This window comes from Streptomyces sp. NBC_01217, assembly GCF_035994185.1.
Taxonomy (GTDB): Bacteria; Actinomycetota; Actinomycetes; order Streptomycetales; family Streptomycetaceae; genus Streptomyces.
This window is the reverse complement of sequence record NZ_CP108538.1, coordinates 6943433-6967745: the sequence shown is the minus strand read 5'-3', so window position 1 is coordinate 6967745 and position 24313 is coordinate 6943433. Positions and strand designations below refer to the sequence as shown.

At 68.2% G+C, this 24313-nt stretch carries 22 protein-coding genes and 1 pseudogene; 4 read left to right on the top strand and 19 right to left on the bottom strand.

Annotation, left to right across the window (positions count from 1 at the left end; genetic code table 11):
- Positions 1–92 precede the first annotated feature (92 nt).
- The gene (locus tag OG507_RS31100; protein WP_327370427.1) at positions 93–1256 is read left to right on the top strand and encodes an LLM class flavin-dependent oxidoreductase; all 1164 of its coding nucleotides are present in this window, start codon (positions 93–95) and stop codon (positions 1254–1256) included.
- 163 nt (positions 1257–1419) lie between these two features.
- Here the strand turns inward: OG507_RS31100 and OG507_RS31095 are convergent, their stop codons facing one another.
- The 15 genes and pseudogenes from OG507_RS31095 to OG507_RS31025 all read right to left on the bottom strand — a co-directional run.
- On the bottom strand, positions 1420–1971 hold the full coding sequence (locus OG507_RS31095) for a hypothetical protein (protein WP_327370426.1): 552 nt from the start codon (positions 1969–1971) through the stop codon (positions 1420–1422).
- Positions 1972–2077: 106 nt separating this feature from the next.
- Entirely contained in the window at positions 2078–2752 is a 675-nt protein-coding gene (locus OG507_RS31090; RefSeq protein ID WP_327370425.1) for a 4'-phosphopantetheinyl transferase family protein, read from the bottom strand.
- A gap of 551 nt (positions 2753–3303) precedes the next feature.
- On the bottom strand, positions 3304–4455 hold the full coding sequence (locus OG507_RS31085) for an MFS transporter (protein WP_327370424.1): 1152 nt from the start codon (positions 4453–4455) through the stop codon (positions 3304–3306).
- A 6-nt stretch (positions 4456–4461) separates the two neighbouring features.
- Positions 4462–5019 (bottom strand): GNAT family N-acetyltransferase, encoded by a 558-nt coding sequence (locus tag OG507_RS31080; RefSeq protein ID WP_327370423.1) that lies wholly within the window; start codon positions 5017–5019, stop codon positions 4462–4464.
- A gap of 12 nt (positions 5020–5031) precedes the next feature.
- A complete protein-coding gene (locus OG507_RS31075) occupies positions 5032–6201 on the bottom strand; it encodes a type III PLP-dependent enzyme (RefSeq protein WP_327370422.1) in 1170 nt (389 codons plus the stop codon).
- Positions 6202–6221: 20 nt separating this feature from the next.
- On the bottom strand, positions 6222–7535 hold the full coding sequence (locus OG507_RS31070; RefSeq protein ID WP_327370421.1) for a DUF6271 family protein: 1314 nt from the start codon (positions 7533–7535) through the stop codon (positions 6222–6224).
- Positions 7517–8581 (bottom strand): phytanoyl-CoA dioxygenase family protein, encoded by a 1065-nt coding sequence (locus OG507_RS31065; protein ID WP_327370420.1) that lies wholly within the window; start codon positions 8579–8581, stop codon positions 7517–7519. Before OG507_RS31065 ends, OG507_RS31070 begins: the two co-directional genes overlap by 19 nt.
- Before the next feature lie 227 nt (positions 8582–8808).
- Positions 8809–9786: a helix-turn-helix domain-containing protein gene (locus OG507_RS31060; RefSeq protein WP_327370419.1), complete on the bottom strand. Its 978-nt coding sequence runs from the start codon at positions 9784–9786 to the stop codon at positions 8809–8811.
- A 470-nt stretch (positions 9787–10256) separates the two neighbouring features.
- Complete coding sequence (locus OG507_RS31055; RefSeq protein ID WP_327370418.1) at positions 10257–10922, bottom strand: DedA family protein; 666 nt, start codon at positions 10920–10922, stop codon at positions 10257–10259.
- Positions 10915–11709 (bottom strand): lysophospholipid acyltransferase family protein, encoded by a 795-nt coding sequence (locus OG507_RS31050; protein WP_327370417.1) that lies wholly within the window; start codon positions 11707–11709, stop codon positions 10915–10917. The genes OG507_RS31055 and OG507_RS31050 overlap by 8 nt, the downstream gene beginning before the upstream one ends.
- Entirely contained in the window at positions 11706–12452 is a 747-nt protein-coding gene (locus tag OG507_RS31045; RefSeq protein ID WP_327370416.1) for a GNAT family N-acetyltransferase, read from the bottom strand. The genes OG507_RS31050 and OG507_RS31045 overlap by 4 nt, the downstream gene beginning before the upstream one ends.
- Positions 12453–12587: 135 nt before the next feature.
- Complete coding sequence (gene ddaH / locus OG507_RS31040; protein WP_327370415.1) at positions 12588–13409, bottom strand: dimethylargininase; 822 nt, start codon at positions 13407–13409, stop codon at positions 12588–12590.
- Between the two features lie 1275 nt (positions 13410–14684).
- A complete protein-coding gene (locus OG507_RS31035; RefSeq protein WP_327370414.1) occupies positions 14685–15350 on the bottom strand; it encodes an SDR family NAD(P)-dependent oxidoreductase in 666 nt (221 codons plus the stop codon).
- Between the two features lie 16 nt (positions 15351–15366).
- On the bottom strand, positions 15367–15525 hold the full coding sequence (locus tag OG507_RS31030; RefSeq protein ID WP_327372251.1) for a hypothetical protein: 159 nt from the start codon (positions 15523–15525) through the stop codon (positions 15367–15369).
- Between the two features lie 626 nt (positions 15526–16151).
- A pseudogene (locus tag OG507_RS31025) lies at positions 16152–17281 on the bottom strand (IS701 family transposase); the annotation flags it as partial.
- 191 nt (positions 17282–17472) lie between these two features.
- Between OG507_RS31025 and OG507_RS31020 the strand changes: the two are divergent.
- Genes OG507_RS31020 through OG507_RS31010 form a run of 3 tightly spaced genes read left to right on the top strand, consistent with a single transcriptional unit; the run spans position 17473 to position 18984 of the window.
- Complete coding sequence (locus OG507_RS31020; protein ID WP_442811121.1) at positions 17473–18558, top strand: transposase; 1086 nt, start codon at positions 17473–17475, stop codon at positions 18556–18558.
- Between the two features lie 37 nt (positions 18559–18595).
- A complete protein-coding gene (locus tag OG507_RS31015; RefSeq protein WP_327370412.1) occupies positions 18596–18778 on the top strand; it encodes a hypothetical protein in 183 nt (60 codons plus the stop codon).
- Positions 18775–18984, top strand: a complete 210-nt coding sequence (locus tag OG507_RS31010) for a hypothetical protein (RefSeq protein ID WP_327370411.1) — start codon at positions 18775–18777, stop codon at positions 18982–18984. Before OG507_RS31015 ends, OG507_RS31010 begins: the two co-directional genes overlap by 4 nt.
- Before the next feature lie 43 nt (positions 18985–19027).
- Here the strand turns inward: OG507_RS31010 and OG507_RS31005 are convergent, their stop codons facing one another.
- The 4 genes from OG507_RS31005 to OG507_RS30990 all read right to left on the bottom strand — a co-directional run bounded on the left by OG507_RS31005 (position 19028) and on the right by OG507_RS30990 (position 24313).
- Entirely contained in the window at positions 19028–19438 is a 411-nt protein-coding gene (locus OG507_RS31005; RefSeq protein WP_327370410.1) for a VOC family protein, read from the bottom strand.
- A gap of 326 nt (positions 19439–19764) precedes the next feature.
- Positions 19765–21816, bottom strand: coding sequence for a beta-galactosidase (locus OG507_RS31000; protein ID WP_327370409.1), 2052 nt, complete (start codon positions 21814–21816; stop codon positions 19765–19767).
- Between the two features lie 118 nt (positions 21817–21934).
- Positions 21935–23278: an ABC transporter substrate-binding protein gene (locus tag OG507_RS30995; protein ID WP_327370408.1), complete on the bottom strand. Its 1344-nt coding sequence runs from the start codon at positions 23276–23278 to the stop codon at positions 21935–21937.
- 99 nt (positions 23279–23377) lie between these two features.
- Complete coding sequence (locus OG507_RS30990) at positions 23378–24313, bottom strand: carbohydrate ABC transporter permease (RefSeq protein WP_327370407.1); 936 nt, start codon at positions 24311–24313, stop codon at positions 23378–23380.

The window sequence follows — 24313 nt, the reverse complement described above, 5'->3', positions numbered from 1 at the left end:
ACTCGATCTGGTGAGCGTGCCCGATCATCCGTATCGGCCGGATCTCCTGGACGACACTCACGGTCATTGCCGCCGCCACCACTCGGATCCGGGTGTTCCCGAACGTCGCCAATCTGCCGCTGCGTCCGCCCGCCGCGCTGGCCCGCAGTGCCGCGAGCCTGGACCTGCTCAGTGGCGGGCGGGTCGAGATCGGCCTGGGTGCGGGGGCGTACTGGGACCTCATCGGCGCCGAGGGCGGGCCCAGGCACACCCCCGCCGAGGCGGTAGGAGCGACCCGCGAGGCGATCGACGTCCAGCGGGCTCTGTGGCGCCCCGGCCCCGAGGCCCGGCTGGACGGCAAGCACTACGGCCTGTACGGCGCGGCCCCGGGGCCCGTCCGGGCGCATGACATCGCCGTCTGGATCGGTGAGGTGGGGCCGCGCATGCTGCGGCTGATCGGGCACATCGGGGACGGATGGCTGCCGAGTGTGCCGCATGTTCCGCCGGGTCAGCTGGCGGCGGGCCACCGGATTGTGGACGAGGCTGCGGAGGAGGAGGGCCGCTCTCCCGCAGCCGTACGCCGTCTCTACAACCTGTCCCCCGGCAGCTTTCCCAGGGGGCGGCCGGGAAGTTGGGCCGAGCAGTTGGCGGACCTCGCTCTGGAGCACGGCACGAGCATCTTCCTGCTGCCCGCGAACGGCGCCGGAGGAACGGTGGGCGACGCCGGGCCGCTCCTCATCCGCCCCTCCCCGGCCCCCGCGACGCCCCACGGCGCAGCGCGGCTGTGGGACAGGTCCACCCGGCCTGTCGGGCCTCCAGCGCCCCCGGAGCGGCGCTACACGCGGCAGCAGCAGGAACCGGCACGCAATCTTGTCGCCGCCCACGATCAGCAGGAGCTGAGCCTGCGGCAGAACTCATGGGGGCTGGGTGCCTACTGCGCCTCGTACTGTCAGCTGGCGACAGCGCATCATGAGCGGGAGGATCTGGGTCTCTTCCCGTATCTGAGGCGCTCCGAACCGGGGCTGGGCCCGGTGCTGGACCGGTTGATCGAGGAACACCACGCCATTCACGGCGTCATCGAGCGCATCGACCGAGCACTGGTCGCCCGAGTCACGGGCAGCAGCGGAGCTTGGGCCGGGGGCGAGGCCGGGCGAGACGCCGACGCCGGGGAGCTGCGCTCGGCGATAGATCTGCTCGCCGACGCTCTTGTCTCGCACCTGACCTATGAGGAGCGTGAACTCATTGAACCGATGGCCCGGTTCGGCAATGGCTGGTAGGGGTCAACCGGGGCACGCCTCTCCAGGGCGGGGACAGTCGGGGATGATCCGGGAGAGGCCGGGATGACTGAGGCCCCGCCGACCAGGACGAGGTCTGCGGTCGCGAGGGGGCCGACGGTCGTTTCGGCCGCCGGCCCAGCCTCCCCGGACGACGCCGTCGAGGTCAGGACTCCTCGAAGTAGACGTCCAGGACCGCGTCGAGTTCTTCCGCCCACTGCTTGAGGTTGCTCCTGGCCGGTGCCTCGACCTCGGCGTTGAACCATCGACGGGTCGACATATGGACCGTGACGGTGAACCGTCGGCCGAATCGGGGGGTCTTCACCTCGACCGCGCCGATCTCGTCCCAGTGGAAGTCGGCTTCCTGGTCGTCGAGCCGGAACCGGACGCCGTCGCGGTCCGCGGTGATCGAGCCACGGCGGTCGCTCACCTCGAATACGGGGCCGTCCGCTGCCTCCTTGTCGTCGGCGGCCGCCTCGGCGGCAACCTCCCCGTCGGCTGCCGCACTTTCGGTCACGGACTCCGCAACGGCGCCGGACGCCCGCTCCTCTGTCTGTCCCTTGCCTGTCAGTTCCTGATCTGTCAGTTCCTGCTCTGTCTGCTCCCGGCTCGCGTCCGTCTTTCCGACGGCGACGGGGGCCGTGAGACCAGGGATGTACGCCGGGTCTGTCCCCGCGGCGTACCCGGGCTGAGTCTTCGGATCTATGCGCTGCTCCACGGCGGGCAGTATGGCCGACGAACCTGTACGAGGCCAGCGACCACCACGCCCTGCGCCTGACTTCACCGGCCGCGACCTCCGAATGCGCCTTCGGCCAGGCGTTCGGTCACGGTGTGTTCTCGACGGCGATCGCGGTCACCACGAGACCGTCCGCGACCAGCCAGCGGCCGTTGAAAGCCGAAGGGGGTGCTGCTGACCCGGCGGCCAGGGCGGCCTCCGTGGCGGAGGGCAGCAGCCCGGCGGTGAAGGTTCCGTTCGAGTGGAGCACGATGTCGGCCTCTTCGAAGCCGAGCCAGCGTTGGGTGAGCGGAAACCACGCCTTGTAGACGCTCTCCTTCGCGCTGAACAGCAGCCGGTCCCAGTGGATCCCCGGGTGCTCCCTGCGCAGTTCTCGCTCGCGCCGCTGCTCCGTCGCGAGGGCGATCGTCTCGTGCACGTCGTCCGGCAGCGGCGCGTGTGGTTCGGCGTCGATGCCGACGGTGAGGACGTCCGCCCGGTGGGCGACCGCGACGGCGCGGTAGCCCGTGCAATGGGTCATGCTCCCGACCGTCTGCGGTGGCCAGATCGGGGCGCCGCGTCTGCCCTTGAGAATGGGGGCGGGGGCTATGCCGAGCGAGCCGAGCGCGCGGCGTGCACAGTGGCGTGCGGTGGTGAATTCCCTGCGCCGTGTCTCTACGGCACCACGGATCAGTTCCTCCTCGGCGGGGAAGAGCACGGCGCCGGGCGGATCGGAGAACGCCTCTTCCACGGCCATCCGGGACGGCAGTATTTTCTCGATCACGCTCTCCCCTTCACGGCCGGTCCGCCTCATTATTCTCCACGGCATTCTCCACGACGGTCTCGAAACCGGTCCGAACTCGCCCCGGTTCATCTTTCGAGATCGCTCAGCCGGTGGTCCAGGGCGCACTCCACCTCCCGATCCGGTGGCCAGGCCTTCCAGGAGCTGGCCGATGCCTCGGTGCGGATCGTGACGGCGCGGGGGCCACGACCCGGGCCGGTCAGGGCTGCCTGCCGGGACTCCCGGCTCGCGGTGCCCCAGTATCTGCAGTTCGCCCTCGGTTACGGGCCGCTGCGGGCCGGCCTCGCGCACCGGATCTCCCCGGCGCCGTCGGATCCTGCCTCCCGCCCGGTGGCCGGGGCGTAGCTCTGCCTGCACCGGCCCCGCCCCGTTGCACGCCTGCTCCCACCGGGACAGGTCCTGTGCGAGGGCCCTCTGTCCACGCAGCGCGAGCCGCTCGAACTCGCGGACGTCCACGTCGGCATCGGAGGAATCCAGGATGTAGCCGGGGTGACTGCGGATGAGAGGCACGAAGGGGTCGGGGCCGCGCGTCGTCAGGACTCGGCAAGCCTCGGCCAGCGGATCTGTGTGGCACACAGGGATACGAGGACGGCCGAGGCTGCGACGGCGCCCATGCCCCACACCAGGCTGCTGGCGCTCGCTATGAAGCCGATCACCGCGGGTCCGGCCAGCAGACCCGTTGTTCCCATGGCGGCGACCAGGGCCAGTGCGTCCGTGCCCTGTCCCGCGGCGGCCACATAGATGCACGGTGTCACTGCTGCGACGCCCAGCCCGACACAGGCGAACCCGATGAGGGTCGGGACCACGCCGCCGGCCAGCAGCGCGAGCGCAAGACCCGCGCCGGCCACCGCGCTGCCGACGCGGACGATGCGTCCGTCGCCCCAGCGGCTGCGCCAGCCGTCGGCGAAGATGCGGGCCAGCACCATCATGACCGAGACCACCGCGATGCCCATGGGCGCCAGTTCCGCCGTCGCGTTGACGACGTCCTTCATATAGAGCGCGGACCAGTCGTTCATGGCGCCTTCGGTCACCGTGCCGAACACCATCGCGCAGCCCATCCATATCGTCACGCGCGAGGGCCTGGTCAGCTTGCGGCGGCTCTTCTTCGGTGCCTGCTGGTCCTCCGTCAGCAATCCCGACTGTGTGAGTCCGACCAGCAGCAACAGAATGACGGTGGCCACACCGAAATGCGCCGAGACGGCCGGGGTCAGCGCATTCATGCCCGATGCGAGAAGCGCTGCGAACAAGGATCCCGCACTGAATGTCGCATGCAGTTTGGCCATCGCGGTGCGCTGGTACTTGACTTCGAGGGCAGCCCCCTGCGCGTTCATGGCGACATTCAGGCTTCCGACGGCGACACCGTCACAGCAGATGATCAGCAGTGCGACCGGGTAGTTCGGTGCCACAGCCAGCGCAAGCAGGAGGACGCTCAGACAGATGGCGGACACAAACGCCAGGCGCCGGGATCCCAGCCGCTTCATCAACATCGCCACCAGGGGGAACGACGCTGCCGCCCCGGCCCCGCAGGCCATCAGCAACAGACCCAGTTCCGCTTCCGTCAGGTCGAGCCGTGCCTTGATCGCGGGGAGCCGCGAGGCCCAGGTGGCGTACTGGAACCCGAGAAAACAGAACAACGCCGCGATCGCGAGCTGTGCCCGGCGAAATTGATCGTGAATGCCAAACATGTGAGATCAGCCCACTTCGTCTTTCAGAGGTGCCGTGCACAATGGTTCATCGGCGAGGTTCGTGTTCCTGGTGCGGCCGCCCGGTACCGACCGGGACATGTACACCGCGTCCGCGCCGTAACTCCTGGGCGGCGCGACGTCGTGGTGGGCCCGGTATCCGTTTGCCGACCAGAAGGTGGCGCTGCCCGAGACGGCGATCAGGGAGATTCCCTCGTACCCCTTCGACCCGGCCGTTGCCGTGAAATGGTGCAGCAGTCTCTTCGCCAGGCCTCTTCCGCGGAATTCTTCGGCGACGACGAGATCGTGCAGATGCAGGTTCCGGGAATGGAAGATGACGTCCTCCGTCCGGTCCAGATCCGGGTACTCGAACATCGGGTAGGGCAGTGCCAGCAGGTATCCCGCTATCCGCCGCCCGCTGTCGAGAACGAAACAGGTCCCTGGTGAGGCATGGGCCCGGGACTGCAGCGCCGCCCGTCCCTCCGACAGTCCGTGGTCGGTGTACACGCTCGCTTCGAGCGCAGTGATGCCGTCCCAGTCACCATCGGAGATGTGCCGTATGCGCACGTCGTGATCCATCTACTCGCCGCGTATCCATGTGTACGGAAGTGGATTGAAACCGTTGAACCCTTGGGTCATGTAACCGATGGCGTACGCGCCGCAGGAGAGTATCCAGACCGGATCCCCCGATGCCGCGGACGCGGGCACGGACACACGGTTGTGCTCATGGGCGTAACCGTCGTCGCTGTCGCATGTGGGGCCCGCGACAACAGCCGGAACATGCTCACCGCCGGCATGAGAGGGAAACACCAGCCGGTACTGCAACTGGTCCATCTCGTAAAGGCCGTTGAACTTCCCGCAGCTCAGGTACAGCCAGTGCTCACGCTCGCCGTCGATCTGCTCTCTGGACGACAGCCGTGACACATGGGCCCTGATCGCACCGTGGTCGGCGATCAGGTGGCGTCCCGGCTCCATGATGAATGCGAGCGGGGATTCCGATACGGCCCGGAGCTGCTGCATGCCCTCCCGGATCACGGCGAATATCTTGTCGACCGGGGGATCCAGCGGCCTGCCCCGGTTGTCCAGATAGCCGAGCGCGGGGAGGCCTCCGCCGAGATTGATGTGGTCCGGGAAGATCCCCCGGGCGTTCAGGGACGTGAGCACGTCGGCAAGGCGCTCGAAGGCGTCCTGCCAGGCGTCGGACGTCATCTGCTGCGAGCCGACGTGCACGGACAGGCCCGAGGGCGTCAGTCCTGCCGAGTGTGCCGCTTCCATCACGAGCACCGCGTCGGCCGCCGAGCAGCCGAACTTCCGGCTGAGCCCCCAGAGCGCCCCGTCTCCGCTGGTGGCCAGTCGGCAGAACACACGGGATCCGGCGGCGTGGGCCGCGATGGCCGCCACGTCCTGCGTGCTGTCGGTCGCGAAGTCCCTGACGCCGAGACGGTACGCGTCGACGATGTTCCGGTCCGACTTGATGGTGTTGCCGTAATGAATCCTGCTGACCGGCACGCCGGTTCTCAGAGCCTGCGCGATCTCATTGGGACTCGCCGCGTCGAAACCGGAGCCCCTCTGCGCCAGACAGGCGAGAACCTCGTCCACCGGACAGGCCTTCATCGCGAAGCGGACGGAGATGTCGGGCAACTCCGCCAGCAGGGAGTCGTATTGGGCTTCGATCCCGCCGAGATCGAAGACGATCCGGTCCTCGGAGGCCGCCGCCAGGGCTGCACGCATGGGCGCGTTCAGGTGCATGATGAGATTTCCGGGCCCAACTACCGGCCGGTCCGGTGGACGGGCGTGGTCCTGCTCGCCCGTACCAGGGGTTCCCACGCCTCGGTCAGCAGTGCGAAGTCCTCGATGTCCTCCTGGGCCTCTTCGAGCAGCCGCGGTCCCAGCGAAGTCAGGCGGTCGGCGAACTCGGCGTATCTGCCGCCCAGTTTCCGGTAGGAGCGGTCGAGGACGTCCAGCCGGTGTACGTTCTCCTCCCGGTCCAGCCGGGCGGCCTCCGTGGCGAGTTCGACGACCGCGTCCGGCCGGACGCGATGGCCGCCGTCCAGCAGTGACGAGCCGGCCGCCGCCATCCTGTCGTAGATGAAATTGAAGTAGAGCATCGACAGGAAGAACTTCGTCAACCGCAGTTGGTAGGCCGCGAATCCGGCGTCGGTTCTGCGTTCGGCCGTGTAGAAGTTGACGATGTTGCGGTTGTGCAGGACGCCGGGCAATGTGCCGTCGTACACCAGGTGCATGAGGAAGTAGTCGCTGCCGATGGTGTCGGTCGCGGGCGGCAGTGGTACGCGCTCGTACACCTCGTGCAAAAAGCTGATGTTGCACATGTCCACGCGCATGGGGTCGACATGGGTGAGGGTCGAGTGGTCGCCGGTGAACGGTTCGGTGCCCGCCCCCCGGAACGACTCGTCGACCAGTTCCCTCTTCTCCTCGTCCGGCCAGTCACGGGGCGCCCACAGGCTGACGACGTCGTAGTAGATGCCGCTGTCCAGCCGGGAGATCTCTCCGATGTCCACCGACAGCTCGCCGACGAAGGAACTGCCCACCATCGCCACCGGCTTGTGTGCGTGCTCCTGGTCCAGCACCGTCTCGGACACGCCGCTCGCAGCGTCGCTCGCGGGCTTGCCGAGTGAGGTGAGCTCATGGTGAATGGGAAAGACCGGCTCACCGTCGAGGATCTGATAGGTGCTGTCCGAGTCCCTGCGGTGTACCGACCGGCATCCGAGCGCACCGGCGATCAGGAATGCGCGGTTGGTGCAGGCACCGTAGGAGACATCGGCGGGGAGCATGAGATCGAGCATCAGATCCGGCTTGAGGACACCGGAACGATGGATCACCCGCTGCAGAAAGTCGCGCTGTTCGGCCTCGCCGAGATGATGCACGATCACATTCGGCGCTCGGCGCTCCTCGGCCACCGTCCGGGCGTGCTCGGCAAATGTCTCGTCGTCGGAGGAGTCCAGGATCAGCAGGTGCACCTCGACATCGAAGTGGGCGGCCGCGTAATCCGCTTCCTCACCGATGGCCGATATCGTCGCGGCGCATGCCCTGTTCGTGGGAAGGGTCAGGCAGATTCTACGCATGCCGGTTCTCCGGTCGACCGTTCGAATTCTTGACCGTTCCATGAGGTGAGCCCCAGCAGCCTCTCGCCGAGCTCGTTCAGCGCGGCCGTTTTGTACCGAAGGGATTCATGCTTCGTGGCGTCGCCGACCAGCGTCTGGTTCCAGTCCGGGGTGGCGAGGTGACGCCATGACTCGACCCGGGACTGCCGCAGATCGTCGTGCGCCTCCAGAGCGGGCATCATGGAGAGGTACTGAACGGCACGAACCCCGTTCTCCGAGGTGTTGCGTGCCACGCCGTGCGCGAGCAGACCGTTCCAGATCAGCAGGTCACCGGCCTGGAGCTGCGGCCGGACCACGGGGAACTCCGCCCGGTCGACGTCCGGCCTGATGGGATCCCGGTCCGCCGGCTGGGCCACCTTCCACTGCTCGAACCGCCGGAACAGCTCCGGCGAGCACTGGAAGCCGCCCAGCTCCGGCTGGGTGTCGTTCAGCGCGACGATCCCCTGGACCCGCTGCGGCAGAACACTGAGCGTGGTGTCGACATCCCAGTGGAGTTCGATGTCAAAACCCTTGTCCGTGGGCGCGATGAGCGCGCGGTCGCGGTTCTTGACATTGGGCGGGTTGAGATTGAGCCGGTCCAGGGTCACCCACAGCTCTTCGCAGTCCCACACGTCCACGAATGCGTCATAGACCCGCTGCGCCTGACGGCTGTCCCATATGAGCTGGTGGTGGTACGCCTCGACGAATCCATAGACATGGAGCTCCCTGTCGAGGTCCGACCGGAACGGCCTGTCCTCGTACCAGCTGTCGGGCCGTGCCGGATCCAGCCCCTGGAAATCCCAGGTGAAATCGAGCAGACGCTTTGCGGCGGCAGCGGGAATCGCCTCCCGCACGATGACGTAGCCGTAGGTCTGCCAGAAGGAGAAGTCCTCTTCGGAGAGCACGCGGAGTTCGCGCGACTTCTTGATGTCCCTCAGCGGTGTCTGCGCCAGATAGGACTCACCGTCAGCGCTGAAATACGGGAGGTCCGAAGGGGCTCGATGCAGATATCGGGCAGGCGTCGGCATGCAATCACTCCAGGGCAAAAGGTCTCAGGGGCTTGGCGGACCGGGCGGGAGGCGTGCCGTCGCGTCGCGAACGGCTCCATGTGGCCGGCCCACGTCTTCGCGGTCCTCCGGTCGAGCGGTTCCCACCTCGACTTTTGTCGAACACAGGGCAGGGAACAAGCCTTTCGGTGTGCGCCGAATCGTCGCAGTTGCGCGACGCTGCGCAGGGGTGGTCTGCGGTGCATGCGCTATCGGATGCCACGTCCGTGTGTCAGCTCCATGACGTCTGTCGGCTGCTGGTTCATCAGGCACTCCGTCAAGGTCACGCCCTCACGGTTGAGCTCGTAGAGGACGCGCGTGCCGGCCCGGTGGCGTTGCACCACACCGGCGGACACGAGGGCCGCCAGATGCTGGGAGACCGTGCTCGCGGCGAGTCCCAGATGGTCGGCGAGCGCGGACGTGGTGATCGGTACGGCCAGTTCGCGGACGACGGAAGCGCGGCCCCGGCCCAGCAGGATCGCCAGACGGTCCGCGCGCTGTGGCTGTGCGGGGCTGTCCCTCTCCGGCTCGGCGTGCAGGAGGCCGGCTCCCCGCGCCGCGAAGGAGACCACGGTCCTGCCGTCGGCGACCGACCACCAGTGGGTGTCGTCCGCGAGCAGCATCGGTACGACGGTCAGGCGGGCCGTGCCGTTGGTGCGCTCGGGCGGGAGCCGGAGGTCGTGGAGCAGCGCCGCTCCCCCGCTCATCGCCAGGGTGCGCGAGCGGAAGAGGATCTCCTCCTCCAGGGAACGCGCGAGCCCGGCGCCGCGCGGTTCGATGGCGGTCCGCCAGAAGTTGGCGAACTCCACGGCGAGGTAGTGGAGTTGTGCCTCGGGGTCACGGATCAGCGCGGCGATCAGCGGATCGGTGAACGCCTCGGGATACTCCTGGGCGAGTTCGTCGCGGACGAGTCCGGGCGGTGTGCGCACCATTTCGTCGAGCTCATCGGCCACACTCACCCTTCGCGAAGTGACGCCCGCGGTCAGGAACGAGGGGATGCGCCCCCGCGGCCGGGACAGAGCAACAACCGCTCTCAGACGGGGCGTCAGCGCTCCGTGTGCCTTGCGGGCCCAGGCCGAGTGCGGCCAGGGGACATCGGGGCCGTATCGGCTCAGCAGGGCGATCCCACCGAATGCCTGCCACAGTTCGCACAACGCCAGGCGCACATCGCAAGGTTGTCGGTCCATCAGCACACCCGGCCTTCGCGCACCAGGACCGCTGAACCGGGCTGCGACAGCAACTCCGATGCTCCCAACCGGCGTTCACCTCGCGAAAGCAGCACAGCCATGACGGAAACAGCGAAGTCGCGCGACGGATCGAACATGAACCCCGCCCATTCATTGTGGTCCAGACCAATGATGAACGAGCTTTCGGTAACGCCCTACCAGCTGTCAAGGATCTTGTGTCCCAGGTCACATCTGCATCACCTGTCGCAAGGTTCCGCATACACTAAGTCACTAATACTGGTCTAGACATTATGGTGGAACGCCTGTAGGTTCACACCCGGGAAGCGCCTCGCGAAGCACTTCGCCGGACGCTTCGACCAGGACTTCGGCCGAGCCAACTTCCGTGCGGTGTAGGCCCGTCAGGGAAATTCTGCCGCCCCGGTCACGGCCTTGCGGATTCTGCGCGGATATTCGGGGTCGGGCTCGCGGCCTCAGTCGGATGGCGCGGTGTGTTCGAGCCGGCCGGGGGCAGACCCGTGGCCGATGGCTCGGGAGCGGCGGATCCAGAGCCTGCGGGCCAGTTCGATCAGGCCGACGACGGCCAGGGCCAGGACGAAGGCCAGCAGGAGCCCTTTGACGGGGTCGTGGCCGAAGCGGGCCCCGCCGACGTAACCGATGGCGGTGCTGGTGACGGCCCACAGGCCCGCCCCGGTGGCGTCCAGTACGAGAAAGCGGCGGAAGGGGAAGCCGAGGCTGCCGGTGGACATGCTGGATGCGACACGTCCGCCGGGCAGGAAGCGGGCCGCCACGACCAGGGTGGAGGCATGCCGGTGGACCATGGCGCGGCCCCATGCGTACCGTCGGCGGCCCTTCTCGCCGCGCATCAGCCGGGCGACGGCGCGGGGTCCGAAGCGGCGTCCGCACCAGTGGCCGACGCAGTCGCCGGTCAGGGCGCCGCAGGCGGCGACCGCGGCCAGGACCGCCAGGTGCGGGAGGTCCCCGCCGAACAGCACGGCCACCGTGACGACGACGGTCTCGCTGGGCATGAGCGGCAGCAGGGCATCCAGGCCGGCCACCACGAAGACGATCGGCCACAGCCAGGGCGAGTCCAGCCTGGCCTGCAGTAACTCCACCAGTCGGTCGAACAGTTCAGACATGATTGGGCAACTCCGACCCTGATACGGCCTGTTGGGCCATGGCGGCCAGTGTCCGCCGGTCCGTTCCGGCGAGCGGGCGGTGCATGGTCACGCGTACGGACAGAGCGCGGGCCCCGGCGACGCGGCGCAGGCAGGTGCCGAAGTCCTCGTCGCCGAGGAAGGCCGCGACCGTGCTGGGCCTGCCGTGCTGGAGGTAGTCGATCGTGACGGGCCGGACCGGGGCGCCCGCGTTTATCGCCGCCTGGAAGGTGGCGCGCCGGAAGGATCCCCCTGCCACCGTGCACCAGGTGGTGGCCTGAGGAAAGACCACGACGGACCGGCCGGAGCGCAGGGTGTCCGCCAGGTCGGCGACCACACCCGGCAGTTGACGAAGCCCCTCGCGGTCGATGAATCGGGTGCCGATGCGCCGGGCGAGTGCCCCGACCACGGGCCATGTGCCGACCTCGCGCTTGGCGAGCAGGGTCAGTTCGGGTTCGACGGCCAGCAGGGCGACCACGTCGAGCCAGGAGATGTGGTTGGCCACGACGAGGGTGCCGACGGGCCCGGGGGCTGTCAGCGGCTCGGCGCAGGGCGCCCTCTCCAGCCGTATGCCGAGGTCGGTAAGGGCCGCCTCGGCCCGGCGGCGCAGGGTCGCCGGGCCGGACAGCCGCTCCCCGTCGGCCACGCTGCGCAGCAGCGTCGTGGCGAGGGAGGCGTAGCGGCGGGCGGTGACGGACAGCGGTACCCGCGGGCCGGCGTCGGTGGCGCAACGCGGGGTGCAGAGCGCCTCCACGGCCCAGGGGTTCACTGGTCCTCCCCGAGGAAATAGCGGCGGTAGCGGTCGCCCAGGCGGTCCATGTCGAGCAGGACGAAGAAGTCGGCGACGCCGAACTCCGGGTCGTGGGCGGGGGCGCCGCACATCCAGGCACCGAGGCGCAGGTAGCCGCGGAGCAGCGGCGGCAGCAGCGCGTAACTCGGCTTGCCGTCGCTCGGGCCCTGCGGGGTCCAGGGCTTGCGCGGGTGGACCCGGTGCTCGGCCGGGGAGGCGTGCTTGGTGGTGCCGAGCAGCCAGGCGTTGGCGGCGGCGAGACCGCCGTCGTCCAGCGGTACGGAGGCGCAGCCGCCCAGGTAACGGTGGCCGGAGAGCAGCACGTAGCGGGCCATGCCGGACCACATCAGGTTGATCACGGCGCCGTTGCGGTGGTCGGGGTGGACGCAGGAGCGGCCGACCTCGATCATCGAAGGCCGCGCCCGGGAAAGGCCTTGGAGGTCGAACTCACCGGCGGAGTAGGACTGTTCGGTGCGTCCCGGCGGCAGCATCCGGTAGGTGCCCACCACGTCGCCCGTGGACGTGTCGGTGACGATCAGGTGGTCGGCATACGCGTCGAAGGCGTCTATGTCGTGGCCGGCCAGCGGTGTCGAGAGCCTGGCGCCCATCTCGGTTGCGAACACCTGGTGGCGCAGTCGCTGCGCGGCCCTGATCTGCTCCTCGGTGTCGGCGATGGAGGTGACGTACTGGGCGCTGACCACTTCGGTGGTTGTCGTAGACATGATGTTCCGCTCTCCGTTTCGTCGGGGGGACTTGACTTCCTTCCCCACGGGCCGCGGGCGCGGCGGGGAGGACGTCGCAGTGCATCAGGAGCAATCCGCGGGATCCGGCCGTAGTTGGGTCACCGCGGTCGGGGCTCAGGCCTCGCGCAGTTCGAGCGTGCAGCACTTGACGCTGCCGCCGGCCTTGAGCAGTTCGGCGAGGTCCACGCCGATGGGCTCGAAACCGCGCTCGCGCAGCCCGGCCATCAGCCCCGTGGCGGCCTGCGGCAGCAGCACGTGCCGCCCGTCGGAGAAGGCGTTGAGACCGAACACCTCGGCGTCCTCGGTGGTCGCCAGGAGCGCGTCGGGAAACAGCTCGCGCAGCACCGCACGGCTGCCGGGGGTGAACGCCTCGGGGTAGTACATGATCTCGTCGTCGCCGAGCACGGCGAGCGCGGTGTCCAGGTGGTAGAACCGCGGGTCGACCAGGGTCAGTCCGGTGACGGGTATGCCGAAGAACTCCTGCGCCTCGGCGTGCGAACGGGGATCGGTGCGAAAGCCCGTGCCCGCCAGCAGGCGCCGGCCGACGAGCAGGTAGTCGCCCTCGCCCTCGTTGATGTACTCGGGCCAGAGGGTGTCGGTGAAGCCGTTGGCCCGCAGCCACGACAGGTACAGCGGGCCCTCCGCGGTGCGTTCCTCGTGCCGGAAGCGTGCCCCGAGCACCCGGCCGTCCACCACGGTGGCGCCGTTGGCCGCGAAGACCATGTCGGGCAGTCCGCCGACGGGCTCCACGACGTCCACGATGTGCCCCAGGTCGCGGTAGAGGCAACGGAGTTGCTCCCACTGGGCCAGGGCGAGGGCGGCGTCGACGGGCTTGCGGGGTTCCATCCACGGATTGATGGAGTAGGTGACGTCGAAATGGCTGGGCGAGCACATCAGCAGACGTCGGCGGACGGCGGTGCGGGCGGTTTCGGTCATGACGTATTCCTTTCGACGGTCAGTGGGTTCATCGGTCCTCGATCCGGCGGTCACGCCGAAGCGATGGCAATCCCGATCGGTATCGTTCGCATTGAACGGGAGGAATGAAGAACTGCGTGTGAGTTCGCTCTGAACATTGCTGTGCCCGAGGGTTTCTCCGACAATGAATTCCGCTCACCATTGGGACATTTCCGCCAGGGCATCACGGCGGTCACCGCCACGGGTTCCCAGGTACCGATGGAATTCACCTGTCAGTCGCCCGGGCCGCCCCGGCGTCCTGCCCCGACGGGGCGGGGCGCGGCGGTCGGCCGGGAGCCGCGGGCCCCTCCGGCGACGCGGCGAGCGCCTGCCGCCGGTACTCCGACTGCTTGAACATCACGCTGTCCGGCGCGCGGGCTTCCGTGGCGTGACCACATCGGCCGACGCCGGCGGCGGTCATGGCTCACCGCCGTGTCCATCGGCGTGCGCCCATCGGGGGCCGCGAGATACCGATCGGCACCGAAGGCCGGGCGCCCGGCCCCGGAGCAGTGGCCCGCGAGCCCGCCCGTGTCTTCACCGACGTCAGCGGACAGAGCGCGACGGCACTGTGCAGCGGTGCCGCGTGCCACGAGGGAGAGCCGGCGGATGCGTGCAGGGCGGGGTTTGCTGATAGCGGGAATGCTGCTCGCGGCCTTTGGGACCGTGCTGGCCGCGGGGCGGTCTGGGCTGTTCGGAGCGGCTACACGGTCACGACTGCGAGCGGATCGATGGCGCCTTCGTATCCCCGAGATCATCGAGTCACCATCGAGAGGATCGACGGTGAAAAGGAGAGAGACATCGGGGCGGTCACCGGGCCGTACGACGTGAAGGTGCCGGCAGGCCGTATGTTCCTCCTGGGTGACAACCGCGGGAATCAATGGACTCGCGCTTCTTCCTGAGCGAGGAGTCCGGCACCGTGCCGACGACCGCGGTCCAGCGCCGCGCGCTCGATAACGGCATCGCACCAGTTGTTCTCGGACTGACCGTAGTGCTGGGCGCGTTCCTCATCGTTGGGGGCGCCGTCTGCGTACTGGTGGGCGGGCTGGCTCATCAGCGCCGGGAGGGGCGTACCTCCTCGATGTCGAGCCGACGGCGAGTCAGTGGATCACCGGCGCCGTACCGTCGTTGATCAGGCTCTCCGCAGGCGGGAGTGTGCAGGTCCCTGCGGATCCCCCGCAGGGACGTGGCCAGGCTCTCCCAGTACAGCTTGTCGGCCGTGTGTGGATGGGATGGCGTCGAGGAAGGGGCGGGGTCCGGTCAGGAGTCGAGGTCGTCGGCGTAGTGCCGAAAGCCGTGCCGGTCCCGGTGGATGGCCCACAGGGCGTCGGCGAGCGCGGCCGGGTCCTTGCGAGGGTGTCCGGGGACGATCGCCCCGGGGATGACCAGCTGGGCGGCGTGGATGCCGTCGGCGGCGAGGGTCTCGTGCAGCAGATGGCCGTACGCGCTCTCGGCGGCGAAGGCGATGGACGTACCGGCGCGGTCCGGGTGCGGGATGGCGGCGGTGCCGCCGTTGACGAAGAGGATGGTGCCGCGGCCCAGGTCCCACATGTCGGGCAGGACCTGCCGGACTGCGGCGACCGGCCCGTACACCGAGAACTCGATCGGACCGATGAGGTCGGCCGGAGCCGTCTCCAGCACCGGTCGCATGAAGTCCCGGTGCGGGACCGGACTGTACTGCAGGATCTCGATCGGGCCGAGCGTCACATGTGCCGCGTCGAGGGCCGCCGCGAGGGTCTCAGGATCGCGTACGTCCGCGGGGAATGCGCGCGCCGTGACGCCCTCGGTGGTCAGGTCGGCGGCCAGCGCTTCGAGCCGCTCCCGGTTGCGGGCGATGAGGGCCACGTCGTGGCCCTCGCGGCCGAAGCGCCGGGCTACGGCGGTTCCGAGGCCGGGTCCGGCCCCGATGATGGCGATGGTGGTCATGGCTCAGTCCTGGTGGTCAGACGGCGAGGGTCGAGGTGTCGATGACGAAGCGGTAGCGGTAGCGGACGTCGGAGGCGAGAACCCGCTCGTACGTCTCGTTCACCCCATTGATCTTCCCGGCCGGGACGACCTCGACCGCCGCACCGACACCGTGTTCGGCGCAGAAGTTCAGCATCTCAGGGGTGCCCCTGTGCAGCAATGACCGGCTGAACCGACTGCCCCGACGTCAGAAAGGCCGCGCGGCACAAGCGCAGGGTCTCCGTCAGCAGACTGACGGAGACTCGCGAACGACCGACGTCAGGGCAGTGCCGCCTACTCGTGTGTCGTCACCGCGTCGACGCGAAGAAGCACTGAACGGGAGAGAAATAGCAGGTCTGAGCCACCGTCTCGCGCTTCGAGTCGCCGGATACGCCGGCACCGACGACTACCGTGCCACCAATAAGGAATGCGCCTACGATCAGGAAAACACCCCTTCTGGCCGTAGAGATGGGGAGTTTCGCGGCATTGGCATTGGCATTGGCATTTCCGAATGGACGCATTATGGTCCTATCATTTTGTGAAATCGCGGGAATTCGGCCTTACGGGCTTGAGGAGGACGTCGCCCCACCCGTGACCACGGACCCCGGTCTCGGCCCGGGTCGGCCGACGGTGATCGGCATGGCGGGAGATCGGCGAGGCCGCGGTCGACAAGGCCGAGGGGTAGCCGATCCGGGGTGTGCTCAGGTCGCGTTGGCCTGCTGGATGCTGTCGCCGCGGTTGTTGATCGTGATGTAGGTACCGACACGGCAGCTGTAGTTCTGGTCATGGCTGGTCCTGGAGAGCGTGTCGGTGCTGGTGGCAGGCTCGTGCGAGGGCCTGGTGGTGGCGGCGCCAGGCCATCCAGTGCAGGGTGTGTTCCGTGTCCCTGACTGGTGGTTTGAGGACGAACGCTCGCAGAACCCGTACGAGTTCGGGGCAGGTCAACGGGACGAGACGGGGCGGTTCGGCAGGGACTGTCGTGGTCGTGGCTGCGGTGGTCAGGGCGAGGACGGCGGATGCGACAAGGGAGAACAGTGACCAGCGCATCCAGGAGTTCCAGCAGGTCACCTGTCCGTCGTCCAGGCCGGTGAAAGTCTTGCCGAGTTGGAAAGTCTCCTCGATCCGCCACCGTCGGCAGATGACGTCCACCAGTTGGGCGAGAGTGACCGGTGCGGGCGACCAGCAGCGGAAGAAGGAGATTTCGCCGGTGTACCGGTGCTGGCGGGCGACCAGGACGCTGGTGCCGTCGTCTGCGTGTCCGCCTGGGGTGTCGTCCGCGCGAACATCCAGCCAGGCCCAGTCGTACTCGCGGGTGCCCTTCGTTCCGTGTCCGGTCCGCATGCGCATCCACTGGTGCGGCAGCACCTTGTTGATCATCTGGCGGGGCGTCCACCGGCGGCCCGCTCCATCCGTGACGGTGTATGCGTGGGACACACCGACCGCGTAGCCGAGCCCGAGCTCCCGCAGATCCCTGCGCAGTTCACGGCCGCAGTACACCTCGTCGCCGGCGAGCCAGCGCGCCTTCACACCCAGCTCAAGCGCGTTGGCGACCATGGCGGAGGTCTGCTGCAGCTTCGTCGCGAACATGATCTCCTCCGGGACGCCGGCCACGTCGCGGCGTTCCTCGTCCGCGGCCCAGTCCTTCGGCAGATACAGGGCCCGATCGATCACCACCCGCACGGACGCGGTGACCGCGGCCAGGTGCACGGCGACCTGGCACAGCCCGACACCTTTGAGCGCGCCGGAGTACTGGCGCCCGGCGCCGACACACCGGTCGAGGACTTCGCATCCCCGGTCTCGTCCGCGACCAGTACGACATCCTGGCCATCGAGTTCACGCACGATCAGGCGGACGATCTCCTCCTGGGCCCGATCATGGTCGAACCTCGCCCGTGAAAGCAGGTGCTGCAGCCGGGGGCAAGCAGCGCACCGATTCCACCCATGTGATCAGTGCGGTGCGGGACTTGAACCGGCTGGAGCTGGCCGGGGAGAGCGTGCGGGCGGCGCTGGAGGCTCTGGCGGCCGCGGCGCCGGTCTGGCTGGCCGGACAGATCGACGTGCCGGAGTTCGCCGAGCGGTACGGACCGAGGACCGACGGCTGGCGGATGCCGTCCTCACAGGCCAAACGCGGCCGCCTCGCCCAGGTCTTCGGCCAGGACGCCCTCGCCCTGTGCCGGGCGGCCTGGGCCGAGGACGCCCCGGTGCGGATCCGTGAGGTCGAGGCGGTGCGTCTGCTGCGGCAGGTCCTGGTGCAGACCTACGTCATCCGGTCCGATGCCCGGGGACGGCAGGTGATCAGGAAGCGGGACGCCGACGACGGCGTCCCGCCCGGTCAACTCCGCCTGGCCTCCCCCTACGACGCGGACGCACGCTGGGCGGCCAAGGGCGATGACCTGTTCTGGATGGGCTACAAGATCCACCTCACCGAAACGTGCGGCACACTCCCCGACGCCGGGTCCGGGAGGATGCCGAATCTGATCACCGACGTGCACACCACCGACGCGGCCGTGCCCGACGTGAAGGCGACCGCTCCCATCCAGCAGAGCCTCACGGAGCACGGCGTGAAACCGGCCGAGCATTACCTCGACTCCGGCTACCCGTCGCCCGACCTGATCACCAAGGCCACGCAGGACGGTATCCGCATGGTCACTCCGGTCCTTCTGGACCACTCCGCGCAGGCCAGGGCGGCCGAAGGCTTCGACAAGAACGCCTTCACCATCAACTGGAAGACCCGCCAGGTCCGCTGCCCCGCCGGAAGGATCAGCTCCCACTGGAACCCCGTCCAGCAACACGGCACAGACGCCATCGTGATCACCTTCAGCGTCCTGACCTGCCGCGACTGCCCCTTCCAGAAGCAGTGCACCACCTCGAAGACCGGGCGCCGCATGCTCACCCTGCGTCCCGAGGAACTCCATGAGAACCCCGCCCGGGCCCGCGCCGAGCAGAAGACCGACACCTGGAAGAACAAGTACGCCCTCCGGGCCGGCGTCGAGGGCACCATCAACCAGGCCCTCGACATCACCGGCATCCGCCGGGCCCGCTACCGCGGCCTGCCGAAAGTCCGCCTCCAACACGCCTTCTCCGCCACCGCGCTCAACGTGATCCGGCTCGACGCCCATTGGACCACCGGGCCACTCGACCGCGCCCGCCACAGCAGGCTCGAACGACTCAGCTACCAACTCTCCGCCTGACGAATTACGCAGCAGAGTCCCCCCACAAGCCAAAGACGTGGTCCGAATCGACCACCGTTTCGGCGACATCACACGCACCGACCGCTGGCCGGTTCCACGTCGTATGGAGATCCGCCTGATGCTCGGCGAGGCGAAGCTGGACTTCACCCACGCGGTGATCACCCACCACACCCTTCACATCGATGCGGACCTGCGCATCAGAGGAAACCTGACCTGGTGACCAGACCGGGGATCGTCGTGGACACGGACGACCTGGAGCGCGGCAGCGGCGACATCAAGATCCGGCCCGCATCCGGCCCGGACACCGCCACTCTCCTCCGTGTGCAACTGACCGGACGGTCCCGCGGAGGCGACATCATCGCTCGACCCCCGCGACGGAAGCTCTCGGAGTGGCTGCTCCGCACGACAAGCAGCAGCGGCCGCTGAGCGGGCCGCCTCGCCGCCCGGCTCTGTGCCGGCCGTGCCTGCACTACGAGTTGGACCATTCCCTGGTGGAGAGGACCAGCAGGTACCCGTCCGGGTCCTGGAGCGTCACGCCCCACGTATCCCAATACGGATTGTGCGCCGGCACTCGCTTGCCGCCGTGCCGTTCGAGGCGTTCGACCAGGGAGGCAGGCACAGGTTCGCCGAGGTAGACGACCAAGAGGTCCTCGGGCGTCGGCTGTGGATCCGCGGTGGCGGCGGGATCGTGCACGAGTTCCAGATGCCACCCGGCACCCGGCCAGCCGACCATCAGGAGCGAGTGGTCACCTGGCGTGCCATCCGCCGCGTGCTGGTACAGAACATCGAGACCCAGACCCGAGATCCAGAACTGTTCCGCCGCGCCCAGATCACGTGACGGACGAGCGATGCGTACATGGGCTGTGGCGTCGGCCGGCATGTGCTACCCCTGGTCGGAACGGAGCTGTCGTGCGGCGACCGCTCATCACGAGGAGCCTAGCGAGCAGTCGAGCACGCGACCATCGGGCACTGGTCCTAGCTAGGTCTGCCTCGGAAGTGGTGGTGACAGCGACCGGAGCGCGGCTGTGACCAGCACTTCCGAGACAGGCCAGGGATTCGACGTGCGCGGCCGGCGTTTCCCAACCCCCCTTCGATGCCGTGCGCGGGACTGCCCGCGAGGGGCGCTACGGAGCGACTCTCGGCGGGTTGCGCGGCCGTTCAAGGGGGGCCGGAGAGGCAGTGCTGTATGTGTGACGAATCCCGTCGTCAGGTCGCCGGCTGCCGCAGCACGGCGACGCCCCTCGGGGAGAGAACGAGGGCGTCGTCATCGCCTGTCCGACCGATCAGGACGTCTCCGGCGAGTCCCGTCACCGGCACCGTCGCGTCGGTCCGGTTGACCAGGAAGAGGTAGCGGCTGTGACCGTCGCGACGCACGATCAACTCGACATGTCCCCGTACGTCGTCGGGCAGTTCACTGCCGACACCGGCAGAGGCGAGCAGCTTCGGCAGCAAGGCGGTTAGGCCCTCCGCACCCAACCGGGTGGAGACGTAGGCGGCCGATCCCTGGACCACGGCGCGGCGGGTGACGGCGGGGCGGCCGGCGTACGCACCACTGCGGTACTCGGCCAGTACCTCCACCGCAGGGTCGGTGACGGTGATCCGGTCGGTCCACAGGGTGCCCGACGTGGCGTCGTCCAGCGCGACTTCGACCGTGTCACCGTCGAGCATGGGGCCGAACTCCTCGATGCGGATACCGAGCAGATCGCGCAGGGCTCCCGGGTAGCCGCCGAGCCAGATGTGGTCGTTCTCGTCGACGACGCCGGAGAAGTACGTGGTGACCAGATGGCCACCGTTCTCGGTGTACCTGGTGAGTTCCTTGGCCAGCGCGGCGGGGACGACGTGCAGCACCGGCGCGATCAGGAGCTGGTATCGATCGAGATCGGCCTGTGCGGTGACGACGTCTGCCCGTACGCCGAGGGTGAGGAGGGCGGAGTACCAGTCGAGCGCCTCCTTGCGGTAGTCGAGGAGGGAAGTGGGATGGGAGTCCTGTTCACTCGCCCACCACGACTCCCAGTCGAAGATGATCCCGACGCGTGCTGCTTCGCGTTCGGATCCCGCGACCGGCGCCAGCGTCCTGAGGGTCCGGCCGAGGTCGGTCACCGCGCGGAAGGCGTCACTGTCGGGCCCGGCGTGCGGCAGCATCGCCGAGTGGTATTTCTCGGCGCCGGCCGCCGACTGTCGCCACTGGAAGAAGCACACGGCGTCGGCGCCGTGCGCGACGTGCAGCAGTGAGTCGCGGGCGAGGTCGCCGGGGCGTTTGGCCAGGTTGACGGCTTGCCAGTTGACGGCGCTGGTGGAGTGCTCCATGAGGAACCACGGCCGTCCCCCCGAGATTCCGCTGACGAGGTTGGCGGAGAAGGACAGTTCGTCGCGGTCCTGAGGGCCGGGCGTGACGTAGTGGTCGTTGGAGACGAAGTCGATCTCGTCGGCCCAGTCGGCGTAGTTCATCCCCTTGGTGCCGCCCATGACCATGAAGTTCGTGGTGACGGGAACATCGGGCGTGATCGCGCGCAGCACATCCCGCTCCGCGCGCAGATACTCCTTCAGCGCGTCGGAGGAGAAGCGCTTGAAGTCCAGCTGCTGCGTCGGGTTCGGGTGGGATGCGGCCAGCCGGGGCGGCAGGATCTGCTCCCAGCCGCTGTACCTCTGGGACCAGAACGCGGTGCCCCAGGCGTGGTTGAGTCCGTCGAGCGTGGTGTACCGGGCGCGCAGCCAGTCGCGGAAGGCGTGCGCGGCGTCGTCGGAGTAGTCGTAGATGTTGTGGCAGCCCAGCTCGTTGGAGACGTGCCAGGCCACCAGCGCGGGATGGTTCGCGTACCGCTCGGCCATCGTCCGCACCAGGCGCAGCGCGTGCTCGCGGAAGACGGGCGAGGTGGGACGCCAGTGCTGCCGCGCCCCCGGCCACACCGTCTCACCGGAGGCGGTCACCGGGAGGATCTCCGGGTGCGCCGTGGTGAGCCAGGGCGGTGGGGACGCGGTGGCGGTGGCCAGGTCGACTCCGATGCCTCCCGCGTGCAGCAGGTCCATGACCTCGTCGAGCCAGGAGAAGTCCCACTCGTGCTCGGCCGGCTGGATGCGGGCCCAGGAGAAGATCCCCACGGAGACGATGTTCACGCCGGCCTCGCGCATCAGCCGTACGTCCTCCTCCCACACCTCGCGTGGCCACTGCTCCGGGTTGTAGTCGGCCCCGTAGACGAGGCGCGGAGTGGGATCACCGTCCGGCCCGTGCTCCAACTGGGACAGGAGGGTGGAGATCATGGTGGTCCTTCCGGTGTACCGCACGGGGTGGCGCGAGGTGATGCGTGGTGGCTTCCGGGAGGCTGCCGCTGCGAGCTTGCTCCTCAGCGGCAGCCTCCGGGCGGCTGCTTCTGAGCGGTTACTTCTGAACGGTGAAGCCCTGCTCGTTTCCGTACTTGACGGAGGCGTCCTGCCAGCTCTTCAGACCGTCGGTCAGCTTGGTGCCGGATATGTAGGCCTTGCCGACAGTGTCGTTGAAGATCGAGTTGGCGTAGACCTGGTACGGCAGGTACGACCACTCGGAGGCGACGTTCGCGGCCGACTCGGCGAAGATCTTGTTGGCCTGCTGTCCGCCGAAGTACGGGAACGCGGTGTTCTGGAACGAGCTGGACTGGAGATCGGCGGTGGTCGCCGGGAAGGCGCCCGCCTTGAGCCGGGTCTGGACGCCCTTGCCGGCGTTCGCGTACTCGGTGAAGGCGTAGGCGAGTTCCTTGTTCTTGCCGAGCGTGGGCAGGGCCAGGGAGCTGCCGCCGTTCTCCGCGCTGGCCTTGTCACCGGCGGTCCACGCGGGCAGCGGTGCGGCGCGCCAGTCGCCGGAGGCGCCCTGCACGCCCGTGGCGAAGTTGGCGGGCATCCAGGCTCCGGTGGCCAGGGTCGCGATGGTGCCGTCGCCCAGCCCCTTGTACCAGTCGTCGCTCCAGCCGGTGATGGGCGCCAGCAGCTTCTCGTCGAGGAGCTTCTGCCAGACGGCGGTGTACTTCTGGGCGCCGGCGTCGGAGAAGTCGATCTTCACGTTCGTGCCGTCGACCTTGTAGGGGCGCGAACCGGCCTGCCACAGCAGGCTGGTGGTCTCGCCGGCGTCGCCGGTGTCATTGGCGATGTACGCCTTGGGGTCGGCCTTGTGCAGGGCGCGGGCCGCCGAGAGGTACTCGTCCCACGTCGTCGGCACCTTGATTTTGTACTTGTCGAAGACCTTCTTGTTGTAGAAGAGGGCCATGGGCCCGGAGTCCATCGGCAGCGCGTATACGTTCTTGCTGCCGGATTTCACGGCGCTCCACGGGCCGGGGGAGTACTTGCTGGCGAGCTTGTCGGCGCCGTACGGGGTCAGGTCGTCCAGACCCTTCGTCAGCGCGTACTGCCCCAGTGCGTAGTACTCGATCTGCGCGACGTCGGGAACGCCCTTCTTCGCGGAGATGGCGTTCTGCAGGGCCTTGTACTGGTCGTTTCCGGTGCCCGAGTTGACGAGCTTGACATGGACGGCCGGGTGTTCCCTCTGGAAGTCGGCGGCGACCTGCTTCAGTGTGGGCTCCCAGGCCCAGACCGTGAGCGTGCCGCCCTTCTTCAGGGCCGCGTCGATGTCCTTGGAGGAGACCGGCTTCGTGCTGGAGCTGTTGTCGTCGGAGCCGCCGCAGGCGGTCGCCCCCAAGGCGAGGGCCGAGACCAGGGCGAGGCCGCGCAGCAGGCGGCGGGGGTTCATGTGCATAGGAGTGCTTCCACTTCGTCGTGGCCGAAACCGTGCCTGATGAGGGTTGAGAATCTGTGGGGGAGACCGGGGGAGGTGCTGCCGTCCGGGGCTCCGGAGTTACTCCTTGACGCTTCCCGCGGCGAGCCCGGACTGCCAGTACTTCTGCAGCAGGAGGAACGCCGCGATCAGCGGAAGGATGGTGATCAGCGAGCCGGTGATCACCAGGTTGAAGACGGGTGTGCCGCCGGCGGTGGCGGCCTGGACGTTCCAGCTGTTCAGGCCCAGGGTCAGCGGATACCAGTCCGGGTCCTTGAGCATGATCAGCGGTAGGAAGTAGTTGTTCCAGGTTGCGACCATCGTGAACAGCGAGACGGTCACGATGCCGGGTGCGAGCAGCGGCAGGACGACCTGGAAGAAGGTGCGCAGTTCGCCCGCGCCGTCGATACGGGCTGCCTCCAGCAGTTCGTCGGGGACGGCCTCGGAGGCGAAGACCCACATCAGATAGAGGCCGAACGGCGAGATAAGGGACGGGATGATCACCGACCACGGGGTGTCGGTCAGCCCCAACTTGCTGAACATCAGGAAGGTGGGAACGGCCAGGGCGGTGCCCGGCACCGCGACGGCGCCGATGACGATGGCGAAGACGGCGCGTTTGCCGGGGAACCGGAACTTCGCCAGGGCGTAGCCGCCCAGGACCGCCAGCAAGGTGGCGCCACCGGCCCCGACCACGACGTACAGCACGGTGTTCAGCAGCCAGCGGGTGAAGACACCGTCGCTGTAGGTGAACGTCTCACGGATGTTGTCCCACAGGGCGAAGTCGCCGTTGAACCACAGCCCGAAGGAATGGGCCAGCCCCTCCTGGGTCTTGGTGGCGCTGATGATCAGCCATATCAGCGGCACCAAGGAGTAGAGGAGGACCAGACCGGTGAGCACGGTCAGCATCACGCTGCGTCGTGGGCGCCCGGGGCTGTGCCGGCGCGGTGTGCGCAGGCGGGGCACGGAGCCGGCCGAAGGAACTGGTGGCCGGGCGACGGTGGTGACGGGGCTGCTCAT

Excerpts from the sequence above, each read along its gene's own strand:
- ddaH (WP_327370415.1), bottom strand. The coding sequence starts at position 13,409 with ATGACCGAAACCGCCCGCACCGCCGTCCGCCGACGTCTGCTGATGTGC.
- OG507_RS31065 (WP_327370420.1), bottom strand. The coding sequence starts at position 8,581 with ATGCCGACGCCTGCCCGATATCTGCATCGAGCCCCTTCGGACCTCCCG.
- OG507_RS31085 (WP_327370424.1), bottom strand. The coding sequence starts at position 4,455 with ATGTTTGGCATTCACGATCAATTTCGCCGGGCACAGCTCGCGATCGCG.
- OG507_RS31020 (WP_442811121.1), top strand. The coding sequence starts at position 17,473 with ATGCCGTCCTCACAGGCCAAACGCGGCCGCCTCGCCCAGGTCTTCGGC.
- OG507_RS31045 (WP_327370416.1), bottom strand. The coding sequence starts at position 12,452 with ATGTCTACGACAACCACCGAAGTGGTCAGCGCCCAGTACGTCACCTCC.
- OG507_RS31005 (WP_327370410.1), bottom strand. The coding sequence starts at position 19,438 with ATGCCGGCCGACGCCACAGCCCATGTACGCATCGCTCGTCCGTCACGT.
- OG507_RS31060 (WP_327370419.1), bottom strand. The coding sequence starts at position 9,786 with ATGGACCGACAACCTTGCGATGTGCGCCTGGCGTTGTGCGAACTGTGG.
- OG507_RS31070 (WP_327370421.1), bottom strand. The coding sequence starts at position 7,535 with ATGCGTAGAATCTGCCTGACCCTTCCCACGAACAGGGCATGCGCCGCG.
- OG507_RS31030 (WP_327372251.1), bottom strand. The coding sequence starts at position 15,525 with ATGCTGAACTTCTGCGCCGAACACGGTGTCGGTGCGGCGGTCGAGGTC.
- OG507_RS30990 (WP_327370407.1), bottom strand. The coding sequence starts at position 24,313 with ATGAGCAGCCCCGTCACCACCGTCGCCCGGCCACCAGTTCCTTCGGCC.
- OG507_RS31055 (WP_327370418.1), bottom strand. The coding sequence starts at position 10,922 with ATGTCTGAACTGTTCGACCGACTGGTGGAGTTACTGCAGGCCAGGCTG.
- OG507_RS31075 (WP_327370422.1), bottom strand. The coding sequence starts at position 6,201 with ATGCACCTGAACGCGCCCATGCGTGCAGCCCTGGCGGCGGCCTCCGAG.
- OG507_RS31000 (WP_327370409.1), bottom strand. The coding sequence starts at position 21,816 with ATGATCTCCACCCTCCTGTCCCAGTTGGAGCACGGGCCGGACGGTGAT.
- OG507_RS30995 (WP_327370408.1), bottom strand. The coding sequence starts at position 23,278 with ATGCACATGAACCCCCGCCGCCTGCTGCGCGGCCTCGCCCTGGTCTCG.
- OG507_RS31035 (WP_327370414.1), bottom strand. The coding sequence starts at position 15,350 with ATGACCACCATCGCCATCATCGGGGCCGGACCCGGCCTCGGAACCGCC.